Below are 18,647 nucleotides of genomic sequence, written 5' to 3' on the forward strand. Positions count from 1 at the left end.
GTGCATCATGGCAATCGTTAAATGCAAACCGACTTCCCCTGGCCGCCGTTTTGTGGTCAAGGTGGTCAACCAGGAGCTGCATAAAGGCGCTCCTCACGCACCGCTGCTCGAGAAAAAATCGAAGACTGGTGGTCGTAACAACAATGGTCGTATTACCACTCGTCACATCGGTGGTGGCCATAAGCAGCATTATCGTCTGGTTGATTTCCGTCGCAACGACAAAGATGGCATCGCTGCCACTGTCGAGCGTATCGAATACGATCCAAACCGTACTGCTCACATCGCTCTGCTGCTGTACGCAGATGGCGAGCGTCGCTACATCATCGCCCCTAAAGGCGTGAGTGCTGGTGACCAGCTGATCGCAGGTGCTTTGGCGCCGATCAAGCCGGGCAACGCTCTGCAACTGCGTAACATTCCAGTTGGTAGCACCGTACACGGCATCGAATTGAAGCCAGGTAAAGGCGCACAAATCGCTCGTTCCGCTGGTGCTTCGGCTCAGCTGATCGCTCGTGAAGGTGTCTACGTGACCCTGCGTCTGCGTTCTGGTGAGATGCGTAAAGTGCTGGCTGAATGCCGCGCGACCCTGGGTGAAGTCTCGAACTCCGAGCACAGCCTGCGTTCGCTGGGTAAAGCTGGTGCCAAACGCTGGCGTGGCGTTCGCCCAACCGTTCGTGGTGTTGCCATGAACCCGGTTGACCACCCACATGGTGGTGGTGAAGGTCGTACCTCTGGTGGTCGTCATCCGGTATCGCCATGGGGCTTCCCGACTAAGGGCGCGAAGACTCGTGGTAATAAGCGTACCGACAAAATGATCGTCCGTCGTCGCAAGTAAATAGAGGGATACGACAGTGCCACGTTCTCTGAAAAAAGGTCCTTTTATCGATCTTCACCTACTGAAGAAGATCGAAGTGGCGGCGGAAAAGAACGATCGCAAACCAGTTAAAACCTGGTCGCGCCGTTCGATGATCCTGCCACAAATGGTCGGTCTGACCATCGCAGTACACAACGGTCGTCAACACGTCCCAGTTCTCGTTAACGAAGACATGGTCGGCCACAAACTGGGCGAGTTCGCCGGTACCCGCACTTATCGTGGGCACGTGGCAGACAAGAAAGCCAAGCGTTAAGGGGTTAGGAAATGGAAGTAGCCGCTAAGTTGTCGGGCGCTCGAATCTCCGCCCAGAAAGCCCGCTTGGTCGCCGACCAGATCCGCGGGAAGAAGGTGGGCGAAGCGCTCAACCTGTTGGCTTTCAGCAGTAAGAAAGCCGCCGAGATCATGAAGAAAGTGCTGGAGTCGGCCGTAGCCAACGCCGAGCATAACGAAGGCGCAGACGTTGATGACCTGAAGGTCAGCACCGTTTTCGTCAACGAAGGGCGTTCGCTGAAGCGCATCATGCCACGTGCCAAAGGCCGTGCTGATCGCATCGTCAAGCGGTCTTGCCATATCACTGTCAAGGTTGCTGACAAGTAACGGAGTCGAAGAGATGGGTCAGAAAGTACATCCCATTGGCATTCGCCTGGGAATCGTCAAGGAGCACACCTCCGTCTGGTACGCAGACGGTCGGACTTATGCGGACTACTTGTTCGCTGATCTGAAGGTGCGTGAGTATCTCCAAGACAAACTAAAAAGCGCGTCCGTAAGCCGTATCGATATCCATCGTCCGGCTCAGACTGCACGTATCACCATCCACACCGCTCGTCCAGGTATCGTTATCGGGAAGAAAGGTGAAGATGTTGAGAAACTGCGTCAGGACCTGACCAAGCAAATGGGTGTGCCTGTGCACATCAATATCGAAGAGATCCGCAAGCCGGAGCTCGACGGTATGCTGGTTGCGCAGAGCGTAGCTCAGCAGCTGGAGCGTCGCGTAATGTTCCGTCGCGCTATGAAGCGCGCTGTTCAGAACGCCATGCGCATTGGTGCCAAAGGCATCAAAATCCAAGTGAGCGGTCGTCTCGGCGGTGCTGAAATCGCACGTACTGAATGGTATCGCGAAGGTCGTGTGCCACTGCACACCCTGCGTGCCGACATCGACTATGCCAACTACGAAGCTCACACCACTTATGGTGTGATCGGTGTAAAGGTTTGGATCTTCAAAGGCGAAGTAATTGGTGGTCGCCAAGAAGAGCTGAAGCCACAAGCACCAGCGCCTCGTAAAAAAGCTGCTAAGTAAGGGGTACGCCAAATGTTGCAACCAAAGCGTACGAAGTTCCGCAAGCAAATGACTGGTCACAACCGTGGCCTGGCATTGCGCGGTAGCAAAGTCAGCTTCGGCGAGTATGCGCTGAAGTCTGTAGCTCGTGGTCGTCTCACCGCTCGTCAGATCGAGTCAGCGCGTCGTGCACTGACCCGTCACGTTAAACGTGGCGGCAAGATCTGGATCCGTGTGTTCCCGGACAAGCCTATTTCCAAAAAGCCACTCGAAGTTCGGATGGGTAAAGGTAAGGGTAACGTGGAGTACTGGGTTGCCCAGATTCAGCCAGGCAAAGTCCTGTATGAAATCGAGGGTGTTTCTGAAGAGCTGGCGCGTGAGGCTTTCGCCCTGGCTGCTGCAAAGCTGCCGCTCGCCACCTCCTTTGTTAAACGGACGGTGATGTGATGAAAGCGAATGAACTTCGTGAAAAATCCGCACAGCAGCTGAACGAGCAACTGCTCGGCCTGCTGCGCGACCAGTTCAATCTGCGTATGCAGAAAGCAACTGGCCAGTTGGGGCAGTCTCATCTGCTCTCGCAAGTTAAGCGTGACATCGCTCGCGTGAAGACTGTGCTCAACCAGCAGGCAGGTAAGTAATCATGGCTGAAGCCGAAAAAACTGTCCGTACGCTGACTGGCCGTGTTGTCAGCGACAAGATGGACAAAACCATCACCGTTCTGATCGAGCGTCGCGTTAAGCACCCGATCTACGGTAAATACGTTAAGCGTTCGACTAAGCTGCACGCACACGACGAAACCAATCAGTGCCACATCGGCGACAAAGTCACTATTCGTGAAACTCGTCCTTTGGCCAAGACCAAGTCTTGGGCGCTGGTTGATGTTCTCGAACGCGCTGTGGAAGTCTAAGGACTAGGGGTCGGAGAAATTATATGATTCAGACTCAATCCATGCTCGATGTGGCCGATAACAGCGGCGCTCGCCGTGTTATGTGCATCAAGGTGCTGGGTGGCTCCCATCGTCGTTACGCTGGTATCGGTGACATCATCAAGGTTACCGTCAAGGAAGCAATTCCTCGCGGTAAAGTGAAAAAAGGCCAAGTGATGACTGCTGTTGTAGTCCGCACTCGTCACGGCGTACGTCGTGCTGATGGCTCCATTATCCGCTTTGATGGCAACGCTGCTGTTCTTCTGAACAACAAGCAAGAGCCGATCGGCACCCGTATCTTTGGGCCAGTGACCCGTGAACTTCGTACTGAGAAGTTCATGAAGATCGTCTCGCTCGCCCCAGAAGTGCTGTAAGGAGATCCGACATGCAAAAGATTCGTCGTGACGACGAGATCATCGTGATCGCCGGCAAAGACAAAGGTAAGCGCGGTAAGGTGCTTAAGGTTCTCGCTGACGACCGTCTGGTTGTTGGTGGTCTGAACCTGGTTAAGCGTCATACCAAGCCAAACCCGATGTCGGGCGTACAAGGCGGTATCGTCGAGAAAGAAGCGCCACTGCACGCTTCCAACGTTGCCATTTTCAACGGCGAAACCAACAAGGCTGATCGCGTTGGTTTCAAAGTAGAAGACGGTAAGAAAATTCGTGTCTTCAAGTCGACCCAAAAAGCGGTTGATGCTTGAACACTGCTAGGTAGAAGACCATGGCACGACTAAAAGAGATTTACCGGAAGGAAATCGCTCCGAAACTTAAGGAAGAACTTAAGCTTTCGAACGTGATGGAAGTTCCGCGCGTTACCAAAATCACCCTGAACATGGGTCTGGGCGAAGCGATCGGCGACAAAAAAGTCATCGAGCACGCTGTTGCTGACCTGGAAAAGATCACCGGCCAGAAAGTCGTTGTGACCTACGCTCGGAAATCCATCGCTGGCTTTAAAGTCCGTGAAGGTTGGCCGATCGGCGTCAAAGTGACCCTGCGCCGTGAGCGTATGTACGAATTCCTGGATCGTCTGCTGTCGATCTCCCTGCCTCGGGTTCGCGACTTCCGCGGCCTGAATGCCAAGTCCTTCGATGGTCGTGGTAACTACAGCATGGGCGTTAAAGAGCAGATCATCTTCCCGGAAATCGACTACGACAAGATCGATGCTCTCCGCGGTCTGGACATCACCCTGACCACCACTGCCAAGAACGATGATGAAGGCCGCGCTCTGCTGCGTGCGTTCAAATTCCCGTTCCGCAACTGATTGGAGTAGGACCATGGCCAAGATGAGCATGAAAAACCGCGAGCTGAAGCGTCAGCTCACGGTTGCCAAGTACGCCAAGAAGCGTGCAGCACTGAAAGCTATCATCGTTGATCTGAACGCAAGTCCAGAAGCGCGTTGGGAAGCCACAGTAGCTCTGCAGAAGCAGCCACGTGACGCAAGCGCCTCGCGCATGCGTAACCGCTGCCGCCTGACCGGTCGTCCACACGGCGTTTACCGCAAGTTCGGCCTTGGCCGTAACAAACTGCGTGAAGCGGCAATGCGTGGTGACGTACCTGGTCTGGTTAAAGCCAGCTGGTAAGCACTATCAAAGTCTCGGTGTTCGGGATCGCAAGATCCTGACCACCGGTGACCTTGAACATGAATCAAGCCCCTATTGGGGCTTGATTCATTTGTGGGGTGTGTCTAGAATACCCGGCTCGCCTGAGCCCGTGCTTTTTTTGTGCGGATGTACTCGGCGACACGTAATAGCCGCAAGGCTAATTTTTTGTGTATTAGGAGCGTCTAGCCCATGAGTATGCAGGACCCGTTAGCGGACATGCTAACTCGAATCCGTAATGCCCAGATGGCTGAAAAGTCCGTCGTAAGCATGCCATCTTCTACTTTGAAGGTAGCTGTTGCCAAAGTCCTGAAGGACGAAGGTTACATTGCGGGTTATCAGATCAGCAGCGAAATCAAACCACTGCTGTCCATCGAGCTGAAGTACTTCGAAGGCCGTCCGGTCATCGAGGAAGTGAAGCGCGTTAGCCGTCCAGGCCTGCGTCAGTACAAGTCCGTCGATGATCTGCCAAAAGTTCGTGGCGGTCTCGGTGTGTCTATCGTCTCCACCAACAAAGGTGTGATGACGGATCGTGCTGCGCGCGCTGCCGGTGTCGGCGGCGAAGTTCTTTGCACTGTGTTCTAAGGGGGGATAAGCATGTCACGCGTCGCTAAGAACCCCGTTAAGCTGCCAGCCGGTGTCGAAGTCAAATTCGCAGGCCAACAGCTTTCGGTGAAGGGTGCCAAGGGTACTCTTGAACTGAACATCCATTCGTCCGTTGAGATTGTTGAAGAAGCTGGTGAGCTGCGTTTCGCTGCTCGCAATGGCGATCAACAAACTCGCGCAATGGCTGGTACCACTCGTGCGTTGGTTAACAACATGGTCCAAGGCGTAAGCCAAGGCTTCGAGCGCAAGCTCCAGCTGGTCGGTGTTGGTTACAAAGCGCAAGCAAAAGGCACAGTGCTGAACCTGGCTCTTGGCTTCTCGCACCCAGTGGATTATGAACTGCCGGAAGGCATCACCGCTGAGACTCCTAGCCAGACCGATATCCTGATCAAGGGCATCGATAAGCAGCTGGTAGGTCAAGTGGCCGCCGAGATCCGCGACTTCCGTCCACCAGAGCCGTACAAAGGCAAAGGTGTGCGCTACGCGGACGAAGTCGTCCGTCGTAAAGAAGCCAAGAAGAAGTAGGGCATAGCAAATGACCGACAAAAAAGTTACTCGACTGCGTCGCGCTCGCAAAGCACGCCTGAAAATGCACGAACTCGAAGTCGTGCGTCTCTGCGTGTTCCGCTCGTCGCAGCACATCTACGCCCAGGTCATTTCGGCCGACGGCAACAAAGTCCTGGCAAGTGCCTCGACTTTGGATAAAGAACTGCGTGATGGCGCCACTGGCAACATCGACGCGGCCACTAAGGTTGGCCAGCTGGTCGCTACGCGTGCTAAAGCCGCTGGCGTCTCGCAGGTGGCTTTCGACCGCTCTGGCTTCAAGTATCACGGCCGCGTCAAGGCGCTGGCTGATGCTGCTCGTGAAGCTGGGCTGGAGTTCTAAGTTATGTCAAATAACGACCAAAAGCGCGACGAAGGCTACATCGAGAAGCTGGTTCAAGTTAACCGCGTAGCCAAAACCGTTAAAGGCGGCCGTATCTTCACTTTCACCGCGTTGACCGTGGTTGGTGATGGTAAAGGGCGTGTTGGCTTCGGCCGTGGCAAGTCGCGTGAAGTGCCTGCTGCGATCCAGAAGGCAATGGAAGCTGCTCGCCGCAACATGATCCAAGTTGATCTGAACGGCACCACTCTGCAGTACGCGATGAAGTCCGCTCACGGCGCTTCGAAGGTGTACATGCAGCCTGCTTCTGAAGGTACCGGTATCATCGCTGGCGGCGCTATGCGTGCTGTCCTCGAAGTTGCTGGCGTTCAGAACGTTCTGGCCAAGTGCTACGGCTCGACTAACCCGGTAAACGTGGTTCACGCCACTTTCAAAGGTTTGAAAGCTATGCAGTCTCCTGAATCCATTGCCGCCAAGCGTGGCAAAAGCGTCAAGGAGATCTTCTGATCATGGCTACCGTTAAAGTTACGCTGATCAAAAGCATGACCGGCCGCATCCCTAACCACAAACTGTGCGTTAAGGGTCTGGGTCTGCGTCGCATCGGTCACACTGTAGAAGTACTTGATACTCCCGAGAACCGCGGGATGATCAACAAGGCTTACTACATGCTGCGTGTCGAGGGTTAATCGATGAAACTCAATGATCTGAGTCCAGCGCCGGGTTCCCGTCGCGAAAAGCATCGTCCGGGCCGTGGTATCGGTAGTGGTTTGGGCAAGACCGGTGGCCGTGGCCACAAAGGTCAGTCCTCCCGCTCCGGTGGCACCATTGCTCCAGGCTTTGAAGGCGGTCAACAGCCGCTGCATCGTCGCCTGCCGAAGTTCGGTTTCGTTTCCCTGAAAGCCATGGATCGCGCAGAAGTGCGTTTGTCCGAGCTGGCTAAAGTGGAAGGCGACATCGTCACCGTGCAGTCCCTGAAAGATGCCAACGTGATCAACGTCAACGTTCAGCGTGTGAAAATCATGCTGTCCGGCGAAGTTACTCGCGCTGTCACCATCGGAAAGGGAATCGGCGCCACCAAAGGTGCGCGTGCGGCTATCGAAGCAGCTGGCGGCAAGTTCGAGGAATAAATGGCTAAGCAAGGTGCTCTCTCTGCGCTCGGCAAAGGCGGTATGTCTGAACTCTGGGCTCGTCTGCGTTTTCTATTCTTGGCGATTATCGTCTACCGAATAGGCGCACACATCCCGGTTCCAGGTATCAACCCGGACCGACTCGCGGACCTGTTTCGACAGAATGAGGGGACCATTCTTAGCTTGTTCAACATGTTTTCCGGCGGCGCGCTGGAGCGGATGAGCATCTTTGCACTGGGGATCATGCCGTACATTTCGGCATCGATCATCATGCAGCTGATGACCGCCGTCAGCCCGCAGCTGGAGCAGTTGAAGAAGGAAGGTGAAGCTGGTCGTCGCAAGATCGCCCAGTACACCCGCTACGGCACTGTCGTCCTCGCTCTCGTTCAGGCCATTGGCATGTCCATTGGTCTGGCAGGGCAGGGTGTTGCGTTCACTGGTGACTTTGGCTTCCATTTCGTCGCGGTATCCACGTTTGTGGCTGGTGCGATGTTCATGATGTGGCTGGGTGAGCAGATTACTGAGCGTGGTGTTGGCAACGGTATCTCGATGTTGATTTTCGCAGGTATCGTCGCCGGTCTTCCGAGAGCAATCGGGCAGTCTTTCGAGTCTGCACGTCAGGGTGACATCAACATTTTCGCCCTGGTTGCCATCGGTTTGCTGGCAGTAGCGATTATCGGTTTCGTGGTGTTCATTGAGCGTGGTCAGCGTCGTATTGCTGTTCATTACGCCAAGCGTCAGCAGGGCCGCAAGGTCTTTGCTGCGCAGACTAGCCACTTGCCGCTGAAGGTGAACATGGCCGGTGTTATTCCGGCCATTTTCGCGAGCAGCATTTTGCTGTTTCCGGCTTCGCTGGGTACCTGGTTTGGTCAGTCTGAAGGTATGGGCTGGCTGCAGGACATCTCGCAGTCGATCGCTCCTGGTCAGCCGTTGAATATTCTGCTGTTTAGTGCAGGGATTATTTTCTTCTGCTTCTTCTATACGGCGTTGATGTTCAATCCGAAAGACGTAGCGGAAAACCTGAAGAAGTCCGGTGCCTTTATTCCGGGCATCCGTCCGGGTGAGCAGTCTGCGCGCTACATTGATGGCGTTCTGACTCGTTTGACCCTGTTCGGTGCTCTATATATGACGGCCGTGTGTTTGTTGCCCCAGTTCCTGGTGGTAGCGGCAAACGTTCCGTTCTACCTTGGCGGGACCTCGTTGCTGATCGTCGTCGTGGTTGTGATGGACTTCATGTCCCAAGTACAATCGCACCTCGTTTCGCACCAGTACGAATCCCTGATGAAGAAAGCCAACCTGAAGGGTTACGGCAGCGGCATGTTGCGCTGAGTACCCATAAGGTTCGAGGAGTTGGTGATGAAAGTTCGTGCATCGGTGAAAAAGCTGTGCCGTAACTGCAAAATTATTCGCCGCGAAGGTGTTGTTCGAGTAATTTGCAGCGCGGAACCGCGTCACAAACAGCGCCAAGGCTGAGTGTGATTGTGCTTCAAGCCCGGCAGCTAGTGCGCTGCCGGGTTGATTATTTGTTATTACAGCGATATTATCTCGCGCCCTATTTCTTGGCTTCCGGGGCGTAGGTAGCTGTCAATTGGAGTCCCACTGAATGGCCCGTATTGCAGGCGTTAACATTCCAGATAACAAGCATACTGTTATCTCGCTGACCTACATCTATGGTGTTGGTCGCACTACTGCACAGAAAATTTGTGCAGTGACTGGGGTAAACCCAGCCGCAAAGATCAAAGATCTGAGCGACGAGCAGATTGAACAGCTGCGTGGCGAAGTGGCGAAGTTCACCACTGAAGGTGACCTGCGTCGCGAAATCAACATGAAAATCAAGCGTTTGATGGACCTCGGTTGCTATCGCGGTCTGCGTCATCGTCGTGGTCTTCCAGTGCGCGGTCAGCGTACCAAGACTAACGCGCGTACCCGTAAAGGTCCGCGTAAGCCGATCCGCAAGTAATCGCCCCAGCGAATCGACAGGAAATTAATCATGGCTAAACCTGCTGCTCGTCCTCGTAAAAAAGTTAAAAAGACAGTGGTTGATGGCATCGCCCACATCCATGCTTCTTTTAACAACACAATCGTGACCATCACCGACCGTCAAGGCAACGCTCTTTCCTGGGCTACCTCCGGTGGTTCGGGTTTCCGCGGTTCCCGCAAGTCCACCCCGTTCGCTGCTCAAGTAGCTGCTGAACGTGCTGGTCAAGCTGCGCTGGAATACGGCCTGAAAAACCTCGACGTTAACGTCAAAGGTCCAGGCCCAGGTCGTGAATCCGCAGTCCGCGCTTTGAACGGCTGTGGCTACAAGATCGCCAGCATCACCGACGTGACGCCAATCCCGCACAACGGGTGCCGTCCGCCGAAGAAGCGCCGCGTGTAATCCAGGAGATTGTAAAGAATGGCTCGTTACATTGGTCCAAAATGCAAACTCGCTCGTCGCGAAGGCACCGATCTCTTTCTGAAGAGCGGCGTGCGCGCGATCGAATCGAAGTGCAACATTGAAGCAGCACCTGGTATCCACGGCCAACGCCGCGGTCGCCAGTCCGATTACGGCACCCAACTGCGTGAAAAGCAGAAGGTCCGTCGTATCTACGGCGTTCTCGAGCGTCAATTCAGCGGCTACTACAAAGAAGCAGCTGGCAAGAAAGGTGCAACCGGTGAAAACCTGCTGCAACTGCTCGAATGCCGTCTGGACAACGTTGTATACCGTATGGGTTTTGGCTCTACTCGTGCCGAATCCCGTCAGCTGGTATCGCACAAGTCGATCAGCGTTAACGGTCAGACCGTAAACGTTCCGTCTTACCAGGTTCGTGCTGGTGACGTGGTCGCAGTTCGCGAGAAAGCAAAGAACCAACTTCGCATTGTCCAAGCTCTCGATCTGTGTGCCCAACGTGGCCGCGTAGAATGGGTAGAAGTAGACACTGAGAAGAAGTCGGGCGTTTTCAAGAACGTTCCTGCTCGCAGTGATCTGTCCGCCGACATCAACGAAAGCCTGATTGTCGAGCTCTACTCCAAGTAAGGGCTAGAAAATAGGTGCATCCATGCAGATTTCGGTAAATGAGTTCCTGACACCCCGCCATATTGATGTGCAGGTTGTCAGTCCAACCCGCGCCAAGATCACTCTCGAGCCTCTCGAGCGTGGTTTCGGCCACACCCTGGGCAACGCGCTGCGCCGCATCCTGTTGTCCTCAATGCCCGGCTGTGCAGTAGTCGAGGCCGAGATTGACGGTGTACTCCATGAGTACAGCGCCATCGAAGGCGTACAGGAAGACGTAATTGAAATCCTGTTGAACCTTAAAGGTCTGGCTATCAAGCTGCACGGTCGTGACGAAGTTACGCTGACCTTGTCGAAGAAGGGTTCGGGGGTGGTTACCGCTGCCGATATTCAGCTGGATCATGATGTCGAGATCGTTAACCCCGATCACGTAATCGCTAACCTGGCGTCTAACGGCGCCCTGAACATGAAGCTCACCGTAGCTCGTGGTCGTGGTTATGAACCGGCAGACTCGCGTCAGAGCGATGAAGACGAAAGCCGCAGCATCGGTCGCTTGCAGCTTGACTCTTCGTTCAGCCCGGTTCGCCGTATCGCATACGTGGTGGAAAACGCCCGTGTCGAACAGCGTACTAACCTGGACAAGCTGGTTATTGATCTGGAAACCAACGGTACCCTGGATCCTGAAGAGGCTATCCGTCGTGCTGCAACCATTCTGCAACAGCAGTTGGCTGCGTTCGTCGACCTCAAAGGTGACAGTGAGCCAGTGGTTGTCGAGCAGGAAGACGAGATCGATCCGATCCTGCTTCGCCCGGTTGACGATCTGGAACTGACTGTACGTTCGGCTAACTGCCTTAAGGCGGAAAACATCTACTACATCGGTGACCTGATTCAGCGTACCGAAGTAGAGCTGTTGAAGACTCCGAACCTTGGCAAGAAATCCTTGACTGAAATCAAGGACGTTCTGGCCTCCCGCGGTCTGTCCCTCGGCATGCGCCTCGACAACTGGCCGCCTGCAAGTCTTAAGAAGGACGACAAGGCGACTGCCTGATCGTCGTAATCACCGAACGTAGTGTTTGGTAAGGAATGAACCATGCGTCATCGTAAAAGTGGTCGTCACCTGAGCCGCACCAGCTCGCACCGCAAGGCCATGTTTCAAAACATGGCGGTGTCGCTGTTCGAGCACGAGCTGATCAAAACTACACTGCCAAAAGCCAAAGAACTGCGTCGCGTTGCTGAGCCGCTGATCACTTTGGCCAAGACAGACAGCTTGGCTAACCGCCGTCTGGCTTTCGACCGTACTCGTTCGAAAGCTATCGTTGGTAAGCTCTTCAACGACCTGGGCAAGCGTTACGCTACCCGTGAGGGTGGCTACCTGCGCATCCTCAAGTGCGGTTTCCGCGCTGGCGACAACGCGCCTATGGCGTACGTCGAGTTGGTTGATCGTGCTGTCGGCGGTGAAGCTGTATCCGCTGAGTAAGACGTCAGTCTGAAACAAGAAACCGGGCCTAGTGCCCGGTTTTTTGTGCCTGTAAGAAACGCGCTCTACGTACAAGCTTCAAACCTTTTTCGGTCTGCACTATATGCGTGGGATTGATCATTAGAGATTTTCTATTGATGTCTGCAAGTTAATGAATTTGTGACTGTCATTTGGATGATCAATACTTCCCGCCAAGCCGATTCGCCGGCAGTTCAAGACTGACAGAGGAAGAAGATCGCATGAGCCAGAATAAAACGCTTACGACCGCCAGTGGCGCTCCTGTCGCCGACAACCAGAATTCCCGTTCCGCCGGCCCCCGTGGCCCTTTACTGCTCGACGATTTCCACCTGATCGAGAAGCTTGCGCACTTCAATCGTGAAAACATCCCTGAGCGTCGTGTACACGCCAAAGGTTCGGGTGCCTACGGTACGTTCACCGCGACTCGCGACATCACCGAATACACCAGCGCCAAGTTGTTTGAGTCCGTCGGCAAACAAACCCCGACATTCTTGCGATTCTCCACCGTGGGCGGCGAGCGCGGTTCGGCGGACACCGAGCGTGATCCACGTGGTTTTGCTTTGAAGTTTTACACTGAAGAAGGCAACTGGGACATTGTCGGTAACAACACGCCGGTTTTTTTCATCCGCGATCCGCTGAAGTTCCCTGACTTTATCCACACCCAGAAACGGCTGCCGCAAAGTAATTTGAAAAGTGCGCAAATGATGTGGGACTTCTGGTCGCATTCGCCCGAGGCGTTGCACCAGGTCACCATTCTGTTCTCGGACCGTGGCATCCCTGACGGTTATCGTCATATGCACGGCTTCGGCAGCCATACCTACAGCCTGATCAACGCCAATGGCGAGCGTCACTGGGTGAAGTGGCACTACAAAACCAAACAAGGGATCAAGAATCTCGCTCCGGCAGAAGCGGCTCGCCTGGCTGGCACCGATCCGGATTACGCACAACGTGACCTGTTCGGCGCCATTGAGCGCGGTGACTTCCCGAAATGGAGTGTCAACATCCAGATCATGACCGAGGCCCAAGCCGCGGCTCACTATGAGAACCCCTTCGACGTTACCAAAACCTGGTCGCAGAAAGAGTTCCCACTGATCGAAGTGGGTGAATTGGAGCTCAACCGTAATCCGCTGAACTACTTTGCCGAAGTCGAGCAAGCGGCGTTCGGTCCGAGCAACATGGTTCCGGGTGTTGGCCTGTCGCCTGACCGCATGCTGCAAGGTCGTGTGTTCGCTTATGCTGATGCCCACCGCTACCGCGTTGGCACCAATCACCAGCAATTGCCGGTGAATGCGCCTCGTAGCCCGGTCAATACCTACCAGCGCGACGGCTCCATGGCGTTTGGCAGCAATGGTGGCGCAACGCCGAACTACGAGCCGAACAGCTACATAGAATCACCGAAACAGGCACCGCGCTACGCGGAACCTGCCTTGGCCTTGAGTGGCGCGGCTGATCGTTACGATCATCGCGAAGATACAGACTACTACAGTCATGCTGGTGCGCTGTTCCGCCTGATGAGCAATGAGCAGAAAACCCTGCTGATCAACAACATTGCCGGCGCCATGGCTGGTGTTTCCAGCGATGTTGTTGATCGCCAATTGCAGCATTTCTTCAAGGCCGACCCGGCGTATGGAGAAGCAATCGCGAAGGCACTCAACGTACAGCTTAACTAAGTCTAAACGATAAGCAGAACCGCCCTCATTTTGGCGGTTTTTGCGTTATTTAAACTGGTTTTCTCAGAATATCTTCGCTTTTGTTGCGTATGGCGAGTGACCTTCCGGTCAGGTTGGTTCAAACTACAGACTTTCAAGCAGGGAGATGTAGGGCGATGCAAGGTCACCCAGACGTAATCGATTACCTCAACACGTTGCTGACAGGCGAACTGGCCGCGCGTGATCAATATTTCGTGCACTCGCGGATGTATGAGGACTGGGGGTTCACCGAGCTCTACGAACGTATCAATCACGAGATGGAAGAAGAGGCGCAGCACGCTGATGCCCTGATGCGTCGGATCCTCATGCTCGAAGGTACTCCACGTATGCGTCCGGACGATCTGGATGTCGGCACCACCGTGCCTGACATGCTCGCCGCTGACCTGCGTCTGGAATACAAAGTTCGCGCAGCTCTGTGCAAGGGCATAGAGCTTTGTGAGCTGCACAGGGATTACGTCAGTCGCGAGATCCTGCGCATTCAGCTGGCCGATACCGAAGAAGATCACACCTACTGGCTCGAGAAGCAGCTGGGCCTGATCAAACTGATCGGTCTGGAAAACTACCTGCAATCGCAGTTCTGATGCTGTTGTAGGAGCGAGGCCCGCGAAGGGATCGCCGCGGCGCATCAGCCTGACCGAGGTGAGGCCTTCGCGGGCAAGCCTCGCTCCTACAGAAACGCACAAAAAAGCCCCTGTCACTGATGAAGTGACAGGGGCTTTTTCGTGGGCCTGATTCAGTCTCTGTCGCGAGCCAGTAACGGTTTCAGGTAGAAGCCAGTGTGAGACTGCTTCATCTCGGCGACTTCTTCCGGTGTACCGACGGCAATGATCTGCCCGCCTTTGGAACCACCTTCCGGCCCCAGGTCCACCAACCAGTCGGCGGTCTTGATCACATCCAGGTTGTGCTCGATCACTACCACGGTATTGCCGTGGTCGCGAAGACGATGCAGTACGTCGAGCAGTTGCTGGATATCCGCAAAGTGCAGGCCGGTGGTCGGCTCATCGAGGATGTAAAGCGTCTTGCCGGTATCGCGCTTGGACAGCTCGCGGGACAGTTTCACCCGCTGGGCTTCGCCGCCGGACAGCGTCGTCGCCGATTGCCCCAGCTTGATGTAGGAAAGACCTACGTCCATCAAGGTCTGAAGCTTGCGCGCCAAAGCTGGAACTGCATCGAAGAACACCCGCGCTTCCTCAATGGTCATCTCGAGGGTTTCGTGGATGCTCTTGCCCTTGTATTTGATCTCCAGCGTTTCGCGGTTGTAACGCTTGCTCTTGCAGACGTCGCACGGGACATAAATATCCGGCAGGAAGTGCATTTCAACCTTGATCAGGCCATCACCCTGACAGGCTTCGCAGCGTCCGCCCTTCACATTGAAGGAGAAGCGCCCCGGTCCGTAACCGCGGGAGCGGGATTCCGGTACACCGGCGAACAACTCGCGAATCGGCGTGAACAGCCCGGTATAGGTCGCCGGGTTAGAGCGCGGCGTGCGACCGATCGGGCTCTGATCGATGTCGACGACTTTATCCAGATGCTCCAGACCTTTGATGTTGTCGTGAGCTGCCGCTTCCAGAGTCGTGGCGCCGTTGAGTGCGGTAGCGCTCAAAGGAAACAGCGTGTTGTTGATCAGTGTCGACTTGCCCGAGCCAGACACACCGGTCACGCAGGTCAGTAGACCGATCGGAATCTCCAGATCGACATTGCGCAGGTTGTTGCCACGGGCACCCTTGAGGGCCAGCGACAACTTCTTGTTACGCGGCGTGCGTTTGGCTGGAACTGCGATCTTTACCCGGCCCGACAAGTACTTGCCGGTCAGCGAATCAGGGTGAGCCATGACCTCGGCCGGCGTCCCTTCGGCGACGATATGCCCACCATGCACGCCGGCGCCCGGGCCGATATCCACCACATAGTCGGCAAGACGAATCGCATCTTCGTCGTGCTCGACCACAATCACCGTGTTGCCGATGTCGCGCAGGTGCTTGAGGGTGCCCAGCAACCGGTCATTGTCCCGTTGATGCAGGCCGATCGACGGTTCATCGAGGATGTACAGAACGCCCACCAGACCGGCGCCAATCTGACTGGCCAGACGAATACGCTGGGCTTCGCCGCCCGACAGCGTATCGGCACTGCGATCCAGGGACAGGTAGTCCAGGCCAACGTTGACCAGAAACTGCAGCCGCTCGCGGATTTCCTTGAGAATCTTGTCGGCGATCTCGCCGCGGCGACCGGTCAGTTTCAGCACGCCAAAATATTCACAGGCGTCACCGATCGGCAGATTGGTCACCGCCGGCAAGGTCTTCTCGCCAACCCACACGTGCCGCGCCTCGCGACGCAGACGGGTGCCGCGGCAATCCGGGCAGGGCTGGGTGCTGAGGAACTTGGCCAGTTCTTCACGGACCGAAGCCGACTCGGTTTCGCGGTAGCGGCGTTCCAGGTTCGGCACTATGCCTTCGAACGGGTGCGAACGTTTGACGATATCGCCACGGTCGTTCAGGTACTTGAAGTCGACATTCTGCGAGCCGCTGCCATGCAGGATGAATTTCTGCTGATCGACCGGCAGCTCGTTGAACGGCACTTCAAGGCTGAACTTGTAGTGCGAGGCCAGCGAGCCAAGCATCTGGAAGTAATAGACGTTGCGCCGGTCCCAGCCGCGAATCGCACCTTCGGCCAGGGTCAGTTCACCGTTCACCAATCGTTTGGTGTCGAAGAATTGTTTAACCCCCAGACCATCGCAGGTCGGGCAAGCGCCGGCCGGGTTGTTGAAGGAAAACAGCTTGGGCTCCAACTCGCTGATGGCATGGCCGCAGATTGGACAGGCGAAGCGCGCGGAGAAGATGATTTCTTCGCCGGGCTCGTCATCCATTGGCGCCACAAGAGCGATACCGTCCGCCAGTTTCAGCGCGGTCTCGAACGATTCGGCCAGGCGTTGCTGCAAATCGGCGCGGACCTTGAAGCGGTCGACCACGACATCGATCGAGTGCTTCTTCTGTTTATCCAGCTTCGGCAACTCGTCCAGCTCGTAGAGCCTGCCGTTGACCCGGGCTCGCACAAAACCCTGGGCGCGGAGTTCTTCGAAGACCGAGAGGTGCTCGCCCTTGCGCTCGCGGATCACCGGCGCTAACAGCATAAGCTTGCTGCCCTCCGGTTGTGCCAGCACCAGATCAACCATCTGGCTGACGGTCTGAGCTTCCAGCGGAATGTCGTGGTCCGGGCAGCGCGGAATACCGACGCGAGCGTAGAGCAGGCGCAGGTAGTCGTAGATTTCGGTAATGGTGCCGACCGTCGAACGCGGGTTGTGCGAGGTCGACTTCTGTTCGATGGAGATCGCTGGCGACAGACCTTCGATGGTGTCGACGTCAGGTTTTTCCATCATCGACAGGAATTGCCGGGCGTAGGCCGACAGCGATTCGACATAACGGCGCTGGCCTTCGGCGTACAGCGTGTCAAAGGCCAGGGACGACTTGCCGGATCCGGACAGGCCGGTGATAACGATCAGTTTGTCCCGTGGCAGGGTCAGGTCGATGTTCTTCAGGTTGTGGGTTCGGGCCCCACGAATCAGGATCTTGTCCAAAGTGGCCTCGCTCGGCGGGCGTCGAAAACGTAGGAGTATACGGCCAAATACTGGATGGATGCACACTATCAAATCAGGGGCGCGCCGCCTTGCATGAAGACTGCGTCATCTGTGCGCGTCATAGCGTCGCGATGTACCCCGTCAATCGATGGGACTGGTAGAATCGCCGCCGGTTCACATGAGGTTTTTCCATGCACGATCCCCACAGCGAACGCATGAGTGGCAGTGAGACCCGCGCAGCAAGCGGTCTGGCCCTGGTGTTCGCCTTCCGTATGCTTGGCATGTTCATGGTGTTGCCGGTTCTGGCGACCTATGGGATGGACCTGGCAGGAGCGACCCCGGCCCTCATCGGGTTGGCGATTGGCGCTTACGGCCTGACCCAGGCGATTTTTCAGATTCCTTTTGGCTTCATTTCCGACCGCATCGGTCGTCGTCCGGTGATTTACCTGGGGCTGATCATCTTCGCCCTGGGGAGTGTGCTGGCGGCCAATGCCGATTCGATCTGGGGCGTTATCGCTGGACGCATCCTGCAAGGTGCAGGGGCGATTTCCGCGGCGGTCATGGCGTTGCTGTCAGACCTGACCCGCGAACAGCATCGGACCAAAGCCATGGCCATGATCGGCATGACGATTGGTCTGTCGTTCGCTGTCGCCATGGTTGTAGGACCGTTGCTGACCCGTGTCTTCGGTCTGTCCGGGTTGTTCTTCGCCACCGGTGGCATGGCGCTGGTCGGCATCGTCATCGTGATGTTCATGGTGCCGCGCGCAACCGGGCCGTTGCAGCACCGTGAGTCCGGCGTTGCGCGGCAGGCGCTGATACCGACGCTCAAGCACCCGGACCTGCTTCGCCTGGACCTGGGCATTTTTGTGTTGCACGCGATGTTGATGTCGAGCTTCGTGGCATTGCCCCTGGCCTTGGTCGAAAAGGCCGGGCTGCCCAAAGAGCAGCACTGGTGGGTGTACCTGACCGCGCTGCTGATTTCCTTCTTTGCCATGATTCCGTTCATTATCTATGGCGAGAAGCGACGCAAAATGAAACGAGTTTTGCTCGGTGCCGTCGTGACGCTGATGTTCACTGAGCTATTCTTCTGGCAGTTCGGCGACAGCTTGCGGGCTCTGGTAATCGGCACGGTGGTGTTCTTCACCGCGTTCAATCTGCTGGAAGCCTCTTTGCCATCGCTGATCAGCAAGGTTTCACCGGCAGGCGGCAAGGGCACGGCGATGGGGGTTTATTCCACCAGCCAGTTCCTCGGTTCGGCACTGGGCGGGATCCTCGGCGGCTGGCTGTTCCAGCATGGCGGTTTGTCGGTTGTGTTCCTTGGATGCGCAGGTCTGGCTGCCCTCTGGTTAGCCTTTGCTGTTACCATGCGAGAACCTCCGTATGTGACGAGCCTGCGCTTGCCGTTGTCGCCCGAAGCGATTCGTGAAGCTGGCCTGATCGAGCGCCTGAAGGCCGTCGTTGGAGTAACCGATGCAATCGTGGTTGCCGATGAAGCGGCGATTTACATCAAACTGGACACCGAATTATTGGATCGCACTACCTTGGAGCGTCTGGTGAACAACCCGGCCGCGACAGCGTGCGAAGCCTAGGAGAAC

28 protein-coding genes are annotated in these 18,647 nt (G+C 55.8%); 27 read left to right on the plus strand and 1 reads right to left on the minus strand.

The window, feature by feature from the left end; genetic code table 11:
- Window positions 1-7: 7 nt before the first annotated feature.
- The 26 genes from rplB to bfr all read left to right on the plus strand — a co-directional run bounded on the left by rplB (window position 8) and on the right by bfr (window position 14,065).
- Complete coding sequence (gene rplB, locus CKW20_RS20660) at window positions 8-832, plus strand: 50S ribosomal protein L2 (protein ID WP_003210080.1); 825 nt, start codon at window positions 8-10, stop codon at window positions 830-832.
- Window positions 833-848: 16 nt separating this feature from the next.
- Complete coding sequence (gene rpsS, locus CKW20_RS20665) at window positions 849-1,124, plus strand: 30S ribosomal protein S19 (RefSeq protein WP_002555486.1); 276 nt, start codon at window positions 849-851, stop codon at window positions 1,122-1,124.
- An 11-nt stretch (window positions 1,125-1,135) separates the two neighbouring features.
- Window positions 1,136-1,468: a 50S ribosomal protein L22 gene (gene rplV / locus CKW20_RS20670; RefSeq protein WP_003103908.1), complete on the plus strand. Its 333-nt coding sequence runs from the start codon at window positions 1,136-1,138 to the stop codon at window positions 1,466-1,468.
- A 13-nt stretch (window positions 1,469-1,481) separates the two neighbouring features.
- Window positions 1,482-2,168 (plus strand): 30S ribosomal protein S3, encoded by a 687-nt coding sequence (gene rpsC / locus CKW20_RS20675; RefSeq protein WP_003176422.1) that lies wholly within the window; start codon window positions 1,482-1,484, stop codon window positions 2,166-2,168.
- Window positions 2,169-2,180: 12 nt separating this feature from the next.
- Window positions 2,181-2,594 (plus strand): 50S ribosomal protein L16, encoded by a 414-nt coding sequence (gene rplP / locus CKW20_RS20680; protein ID WP_019409905.1) that lies wholly within the window; start codon window positions 2,181-2,183, stop codon window positions 2,592-2,594.
- Window positions 2,594-2,785, plus strand: a complete 192-nt coding sequence (rpmC, locus tag CKW20_RS20685; RefSeq protein ID WP_002555481.1) for a 50S ribosomal protein L29 — start codon at window positions 2,594-2,596, stop codon at window positions 2,783-2,785. The genes rplP and rpmC overlap by 1 nt, the downstream gene beginning before the upstream one ends.
- 2 nt (window positions 2,786-2,787) lie before the next feature.
- Complete coding sequence (rpsQ, locus tag CKW20_RS20690) at window positions 2,788-3,054, plus strand: 30S ribosomal protein S17 (RefSeq protein WP_003176419.1); 267 nt, start codon at window positions 2,788-2,790, stop codon at window positions 3,052-3,054.
- A 23-nt stretch (window positions 3,055-3,077) separates the two neighbouring features.
- Complete coding sequence (gene rplN / locus CKW20_RS20695; protein ID WP_002555479.1) at window positions 3,078-3,446, plus strand: 50S ribosomal protein L14; 369 nt, start codon at window positions 3,078-3,080, stop codon at window positions 3,444-3,446.
- Window positions 3,447-3,457: 11 nt separating this feature from the next.
- Window positions 3,458-3,772: a 50S ribosomal protein L24 gene (rplX, locus tag CKW20_RS20700; RefSeq protein ID WP_007896770.1), complete on the plus strand. Its 315-nt coding sequence runs from the start codon at window positions 3,458-3,460 to the stop codon at window positions 3,770-3,772.
- A 20-nt stretch (window positions 3,773-3,792) separates the two neighbouring features.
- Complete coding sequence (rplE, locus tag CKW20_RS20705) at window positions 3,793-4,332, plus strand: 50S ribosomal protein L5 (protein WP_003210069.1); 540 nt, start codon at window positions 3,793-3,795, stop codon at window positions 4,330-4,332.
- A gap of 13 nt (window positions 4,333-4,345) precedes the next feature.
- On the plus strand, window positions 4,346-4,651 hold the full coding sequence (gene rpsN / locus CKW20_RS20710) for a 30S ribosomal protein S14 (RefSeq protein ID WP_003176414.1): 306 nt from the start codon (window positions 4,346-4,348) through the stop codon (window positions 4,649-4,651).
- A 210-nt stretch (window positions 4,652-4,861) separates the two neighbouring features.
- A complete protein-coding gene (rpsH, locus tag CKW20_RS20715; protein WP_003186040.1) occupies window positions 4,862-5,254 on the plus strand; it encodes a 30S ribosomal protein S8 in 393 nt (130 codons plus the stop codon).
- 12 nt (window positions 5,255-5,266) lie between these two features.
- Window positions 5,267-5,800 carry a 50S ribosomal protein L6 gene (gene rplF, locus CKW20_RS20720; protein ID WP_003176412.1) on the plus strand — a complete coding sequence of 178 codons (534 nt, stop codon included), beginning with the start codon at window positions 5,267-5,269 and terminating at the stop codon, window positions 5,798-5,800.
- A gap of 10 nt (window positions 5,801-5,810) precedes the next feature.
- The gene (gene rplR / locus CKW20_RS20725; RefSeq protein WP_003186037.1) at window positions 5,811-6,161 is read left to right on the plus strand and encodes a 50S ribosomal protein L18; all 351 of its coding nucleotides are present in this window, start codon (window positions 5,811-5,813) and stop codon (window positions 6,159-6,161) included.
- Between the two features lie 3 nt (window positions 6,162-6,164).
- Window positions 6,165-6,665 carry a 30S ribosomal protein S5 gene (gene rpsE / locus CKW20_RS20730; protein ID WP_003186035.1) on the plus strand — a complete coding sequence of 167 codons (501 nt, stop codon included), beginning with the start codon at window positions 6,165-6,167 and terminating at the stop codon, window positions 6,663-6,665.
- A gap of 2 nt (window positions 6,666-6,667) precedes the next feature.
- Window positions 6,668-6,844, plus strand: coding sequence for a 50S ribosomal protein L30 (gene rpmD / locus CKW20_RS20735; RefSeq protein WP_003186033.1), 177 nt, complete (start codon window positions 6,668-6,670; stop codon window positions 6,842-6,844).
- Between the two features lie 3 nt (window positions 6,845-6,847).
- Entirely contained in the window at window positions 6,848-7,285 is a 438-nt protein-coding gene (gene rplO, locus CKW20_RS20740; protein WP_007896782.1) for a 50S ribosomal protein L15, read from the plus strand.
- The gene (secY, locus tag CKW20_RS20745) at window positions 7,286-8,614 is read left to right on the plus strand and encodes a preprotein translocase subunit SecY (RefSeq protein ID WP_007896784.1); all 1,329 of its coding nucleotides are present in this window, start codon (window positions 7,286-7,288) and stop codon (window positions 8,612-8,614) included.
- A gap of 27 nt (window positions 8,615-8,641) precedes the next feature.
- Window positions 8,642-8,758, plus strand: coding sequence for a 50S ribosomal protein L36 (gene rpmJ, locus CKW20_RS20750; RefSeq protein WP_002555468.1), 117 nt, complete (start codon window positions 8,642-8,644; stop codon window positions 8,756-8,758).
- Between the two features lie 130 nt (window positions 8,759-8,888).
- Window positions 8,889-9,245, plus strand: a complete 357-nt coding sequence (rpsM, locus tag CKW20_RS20755) for a 30S ribosomal protein S13 (protein ID WP_003186020.1) — start codon at window positions 8,889-8,891, stop codon at window positions 9,243-9,245.
- Window positions 9,246-9,275: 30 nt separating this feature from the next.
- Window positions 9,276-9,665: a 30S ribosomal protein S11 gene (gene rpsK / locus CKW20_RS20760; protein ID WP_002555466.1), complete on the plus strand. Its 390-nt coding sequence runs from the start codon at window positions 9,276-9,278 to the stop codon at window positions 9,663-9,665.
- An 18-nt stretch (window positions 9,666-9,683) separates the two neighbouring features.
- Window positions 9,684-10,304, plus strand: a complete 621-nt coding sequence (gene rpsD, locus CKW20_RS20765; RefSeq protein ID WP_003176404.1) for a 30S ribosomal protein S4 — start codon at window positions 9,684-9,686, stop codon at window positions 10,302-10,304.
- 22 nt (window positions 10,305-10,326) lie between these two features.
- Window positions 10,327-11,328, plus strand: coding sequence for a DNA-directed RNA polymerase subunit alpha (gene rpoA / locus CKW20_RS20770; protein ID WP_003186012.1), 1,002 nt, complete (start codon window positions 10,327-10,329; stop codon window positions 11,326-11,328).
- A gap of 42 nt (window positions 11,329-11,370) precedes the next feature.
- A complete protein-coding gene (rplQ, locus tag CKW20_RS20775; protein ID WP_007924175.1) occupies window positions 11,371-11,757 on the plus strand; it encodes a 50S ribosomal protein L17 in 387 nt (128 codons plus the stop codon).
- Window positions 11,758-11,996: 239 nt separating this feature from the next.
- Window positions 11,997-13,445, plus strand: a complete 1,449-nt coding sequence (locus CKW20_RS20780; RefSeq protein WP_095054553.1) for a catalase — start codon at window positions 11,997-11,999, stop codon at window positions 13,443-13,445.
- 155 nt (window positions 13,446-13,600) lie between these two features.
- The gene (gene bfr / locus CKW20_RS20785) at window positions 13,601-14,065 is read left to right on the plus strand and encodes a bacterioferritin (RefSeq protein ID WP_095054554.1); all 465 of its coding nucleotides are present in this window, start codon (window positions 13,601-13,603) and stop codon (window positions 14,063-14,065) included.
- 152 nt (window positions 14,066-14,217) lie between these two features.
- Here bfr and uvrA read toward each other — a convergent pair whose 3' ends face one another.
- Window positions 14,218-17,052: an excinuclease ABC subunit UvrA gene (gene uvrA, locus CKW20_RS20790; RefSeq protein ID WP_095054555.1), complete on the minus strand. Its 2,835-nt coding sequence runs from the start codon at window positions 17,050-17,052 to the stop codon at window positions 14,218-14,220.
- A gap of 191 nt (window positions 17,053-17,243) precedes the next feature.
- On the opposite strand from uvrA, the gene CKW20_RS20795 reads away from it, so the two are divergent.
- Complete coding sequence (locus CKW20_RS20795; RefSeq protein WP_095054556.1) at window positions 17,244-18,641, plus strand: MFS transporter; 1,398 nt, start codon at window positions 17,244-17,246, stop codon at window positions 18,639-18,641.
- Window positions 18,642-18,647: the final 6 nt, after the last annotated feature.

Origin of the sequence: Pseudomonas sp. Irchel s3b2, assembly GCF_900187445.1 — a bacterium.
Classification (GTDB): Bacteria; Pseudomonadota; Gammaproteobacteria; order Pseudomonadales; family Pseudomonadaceae; genus Aquipseudomonas.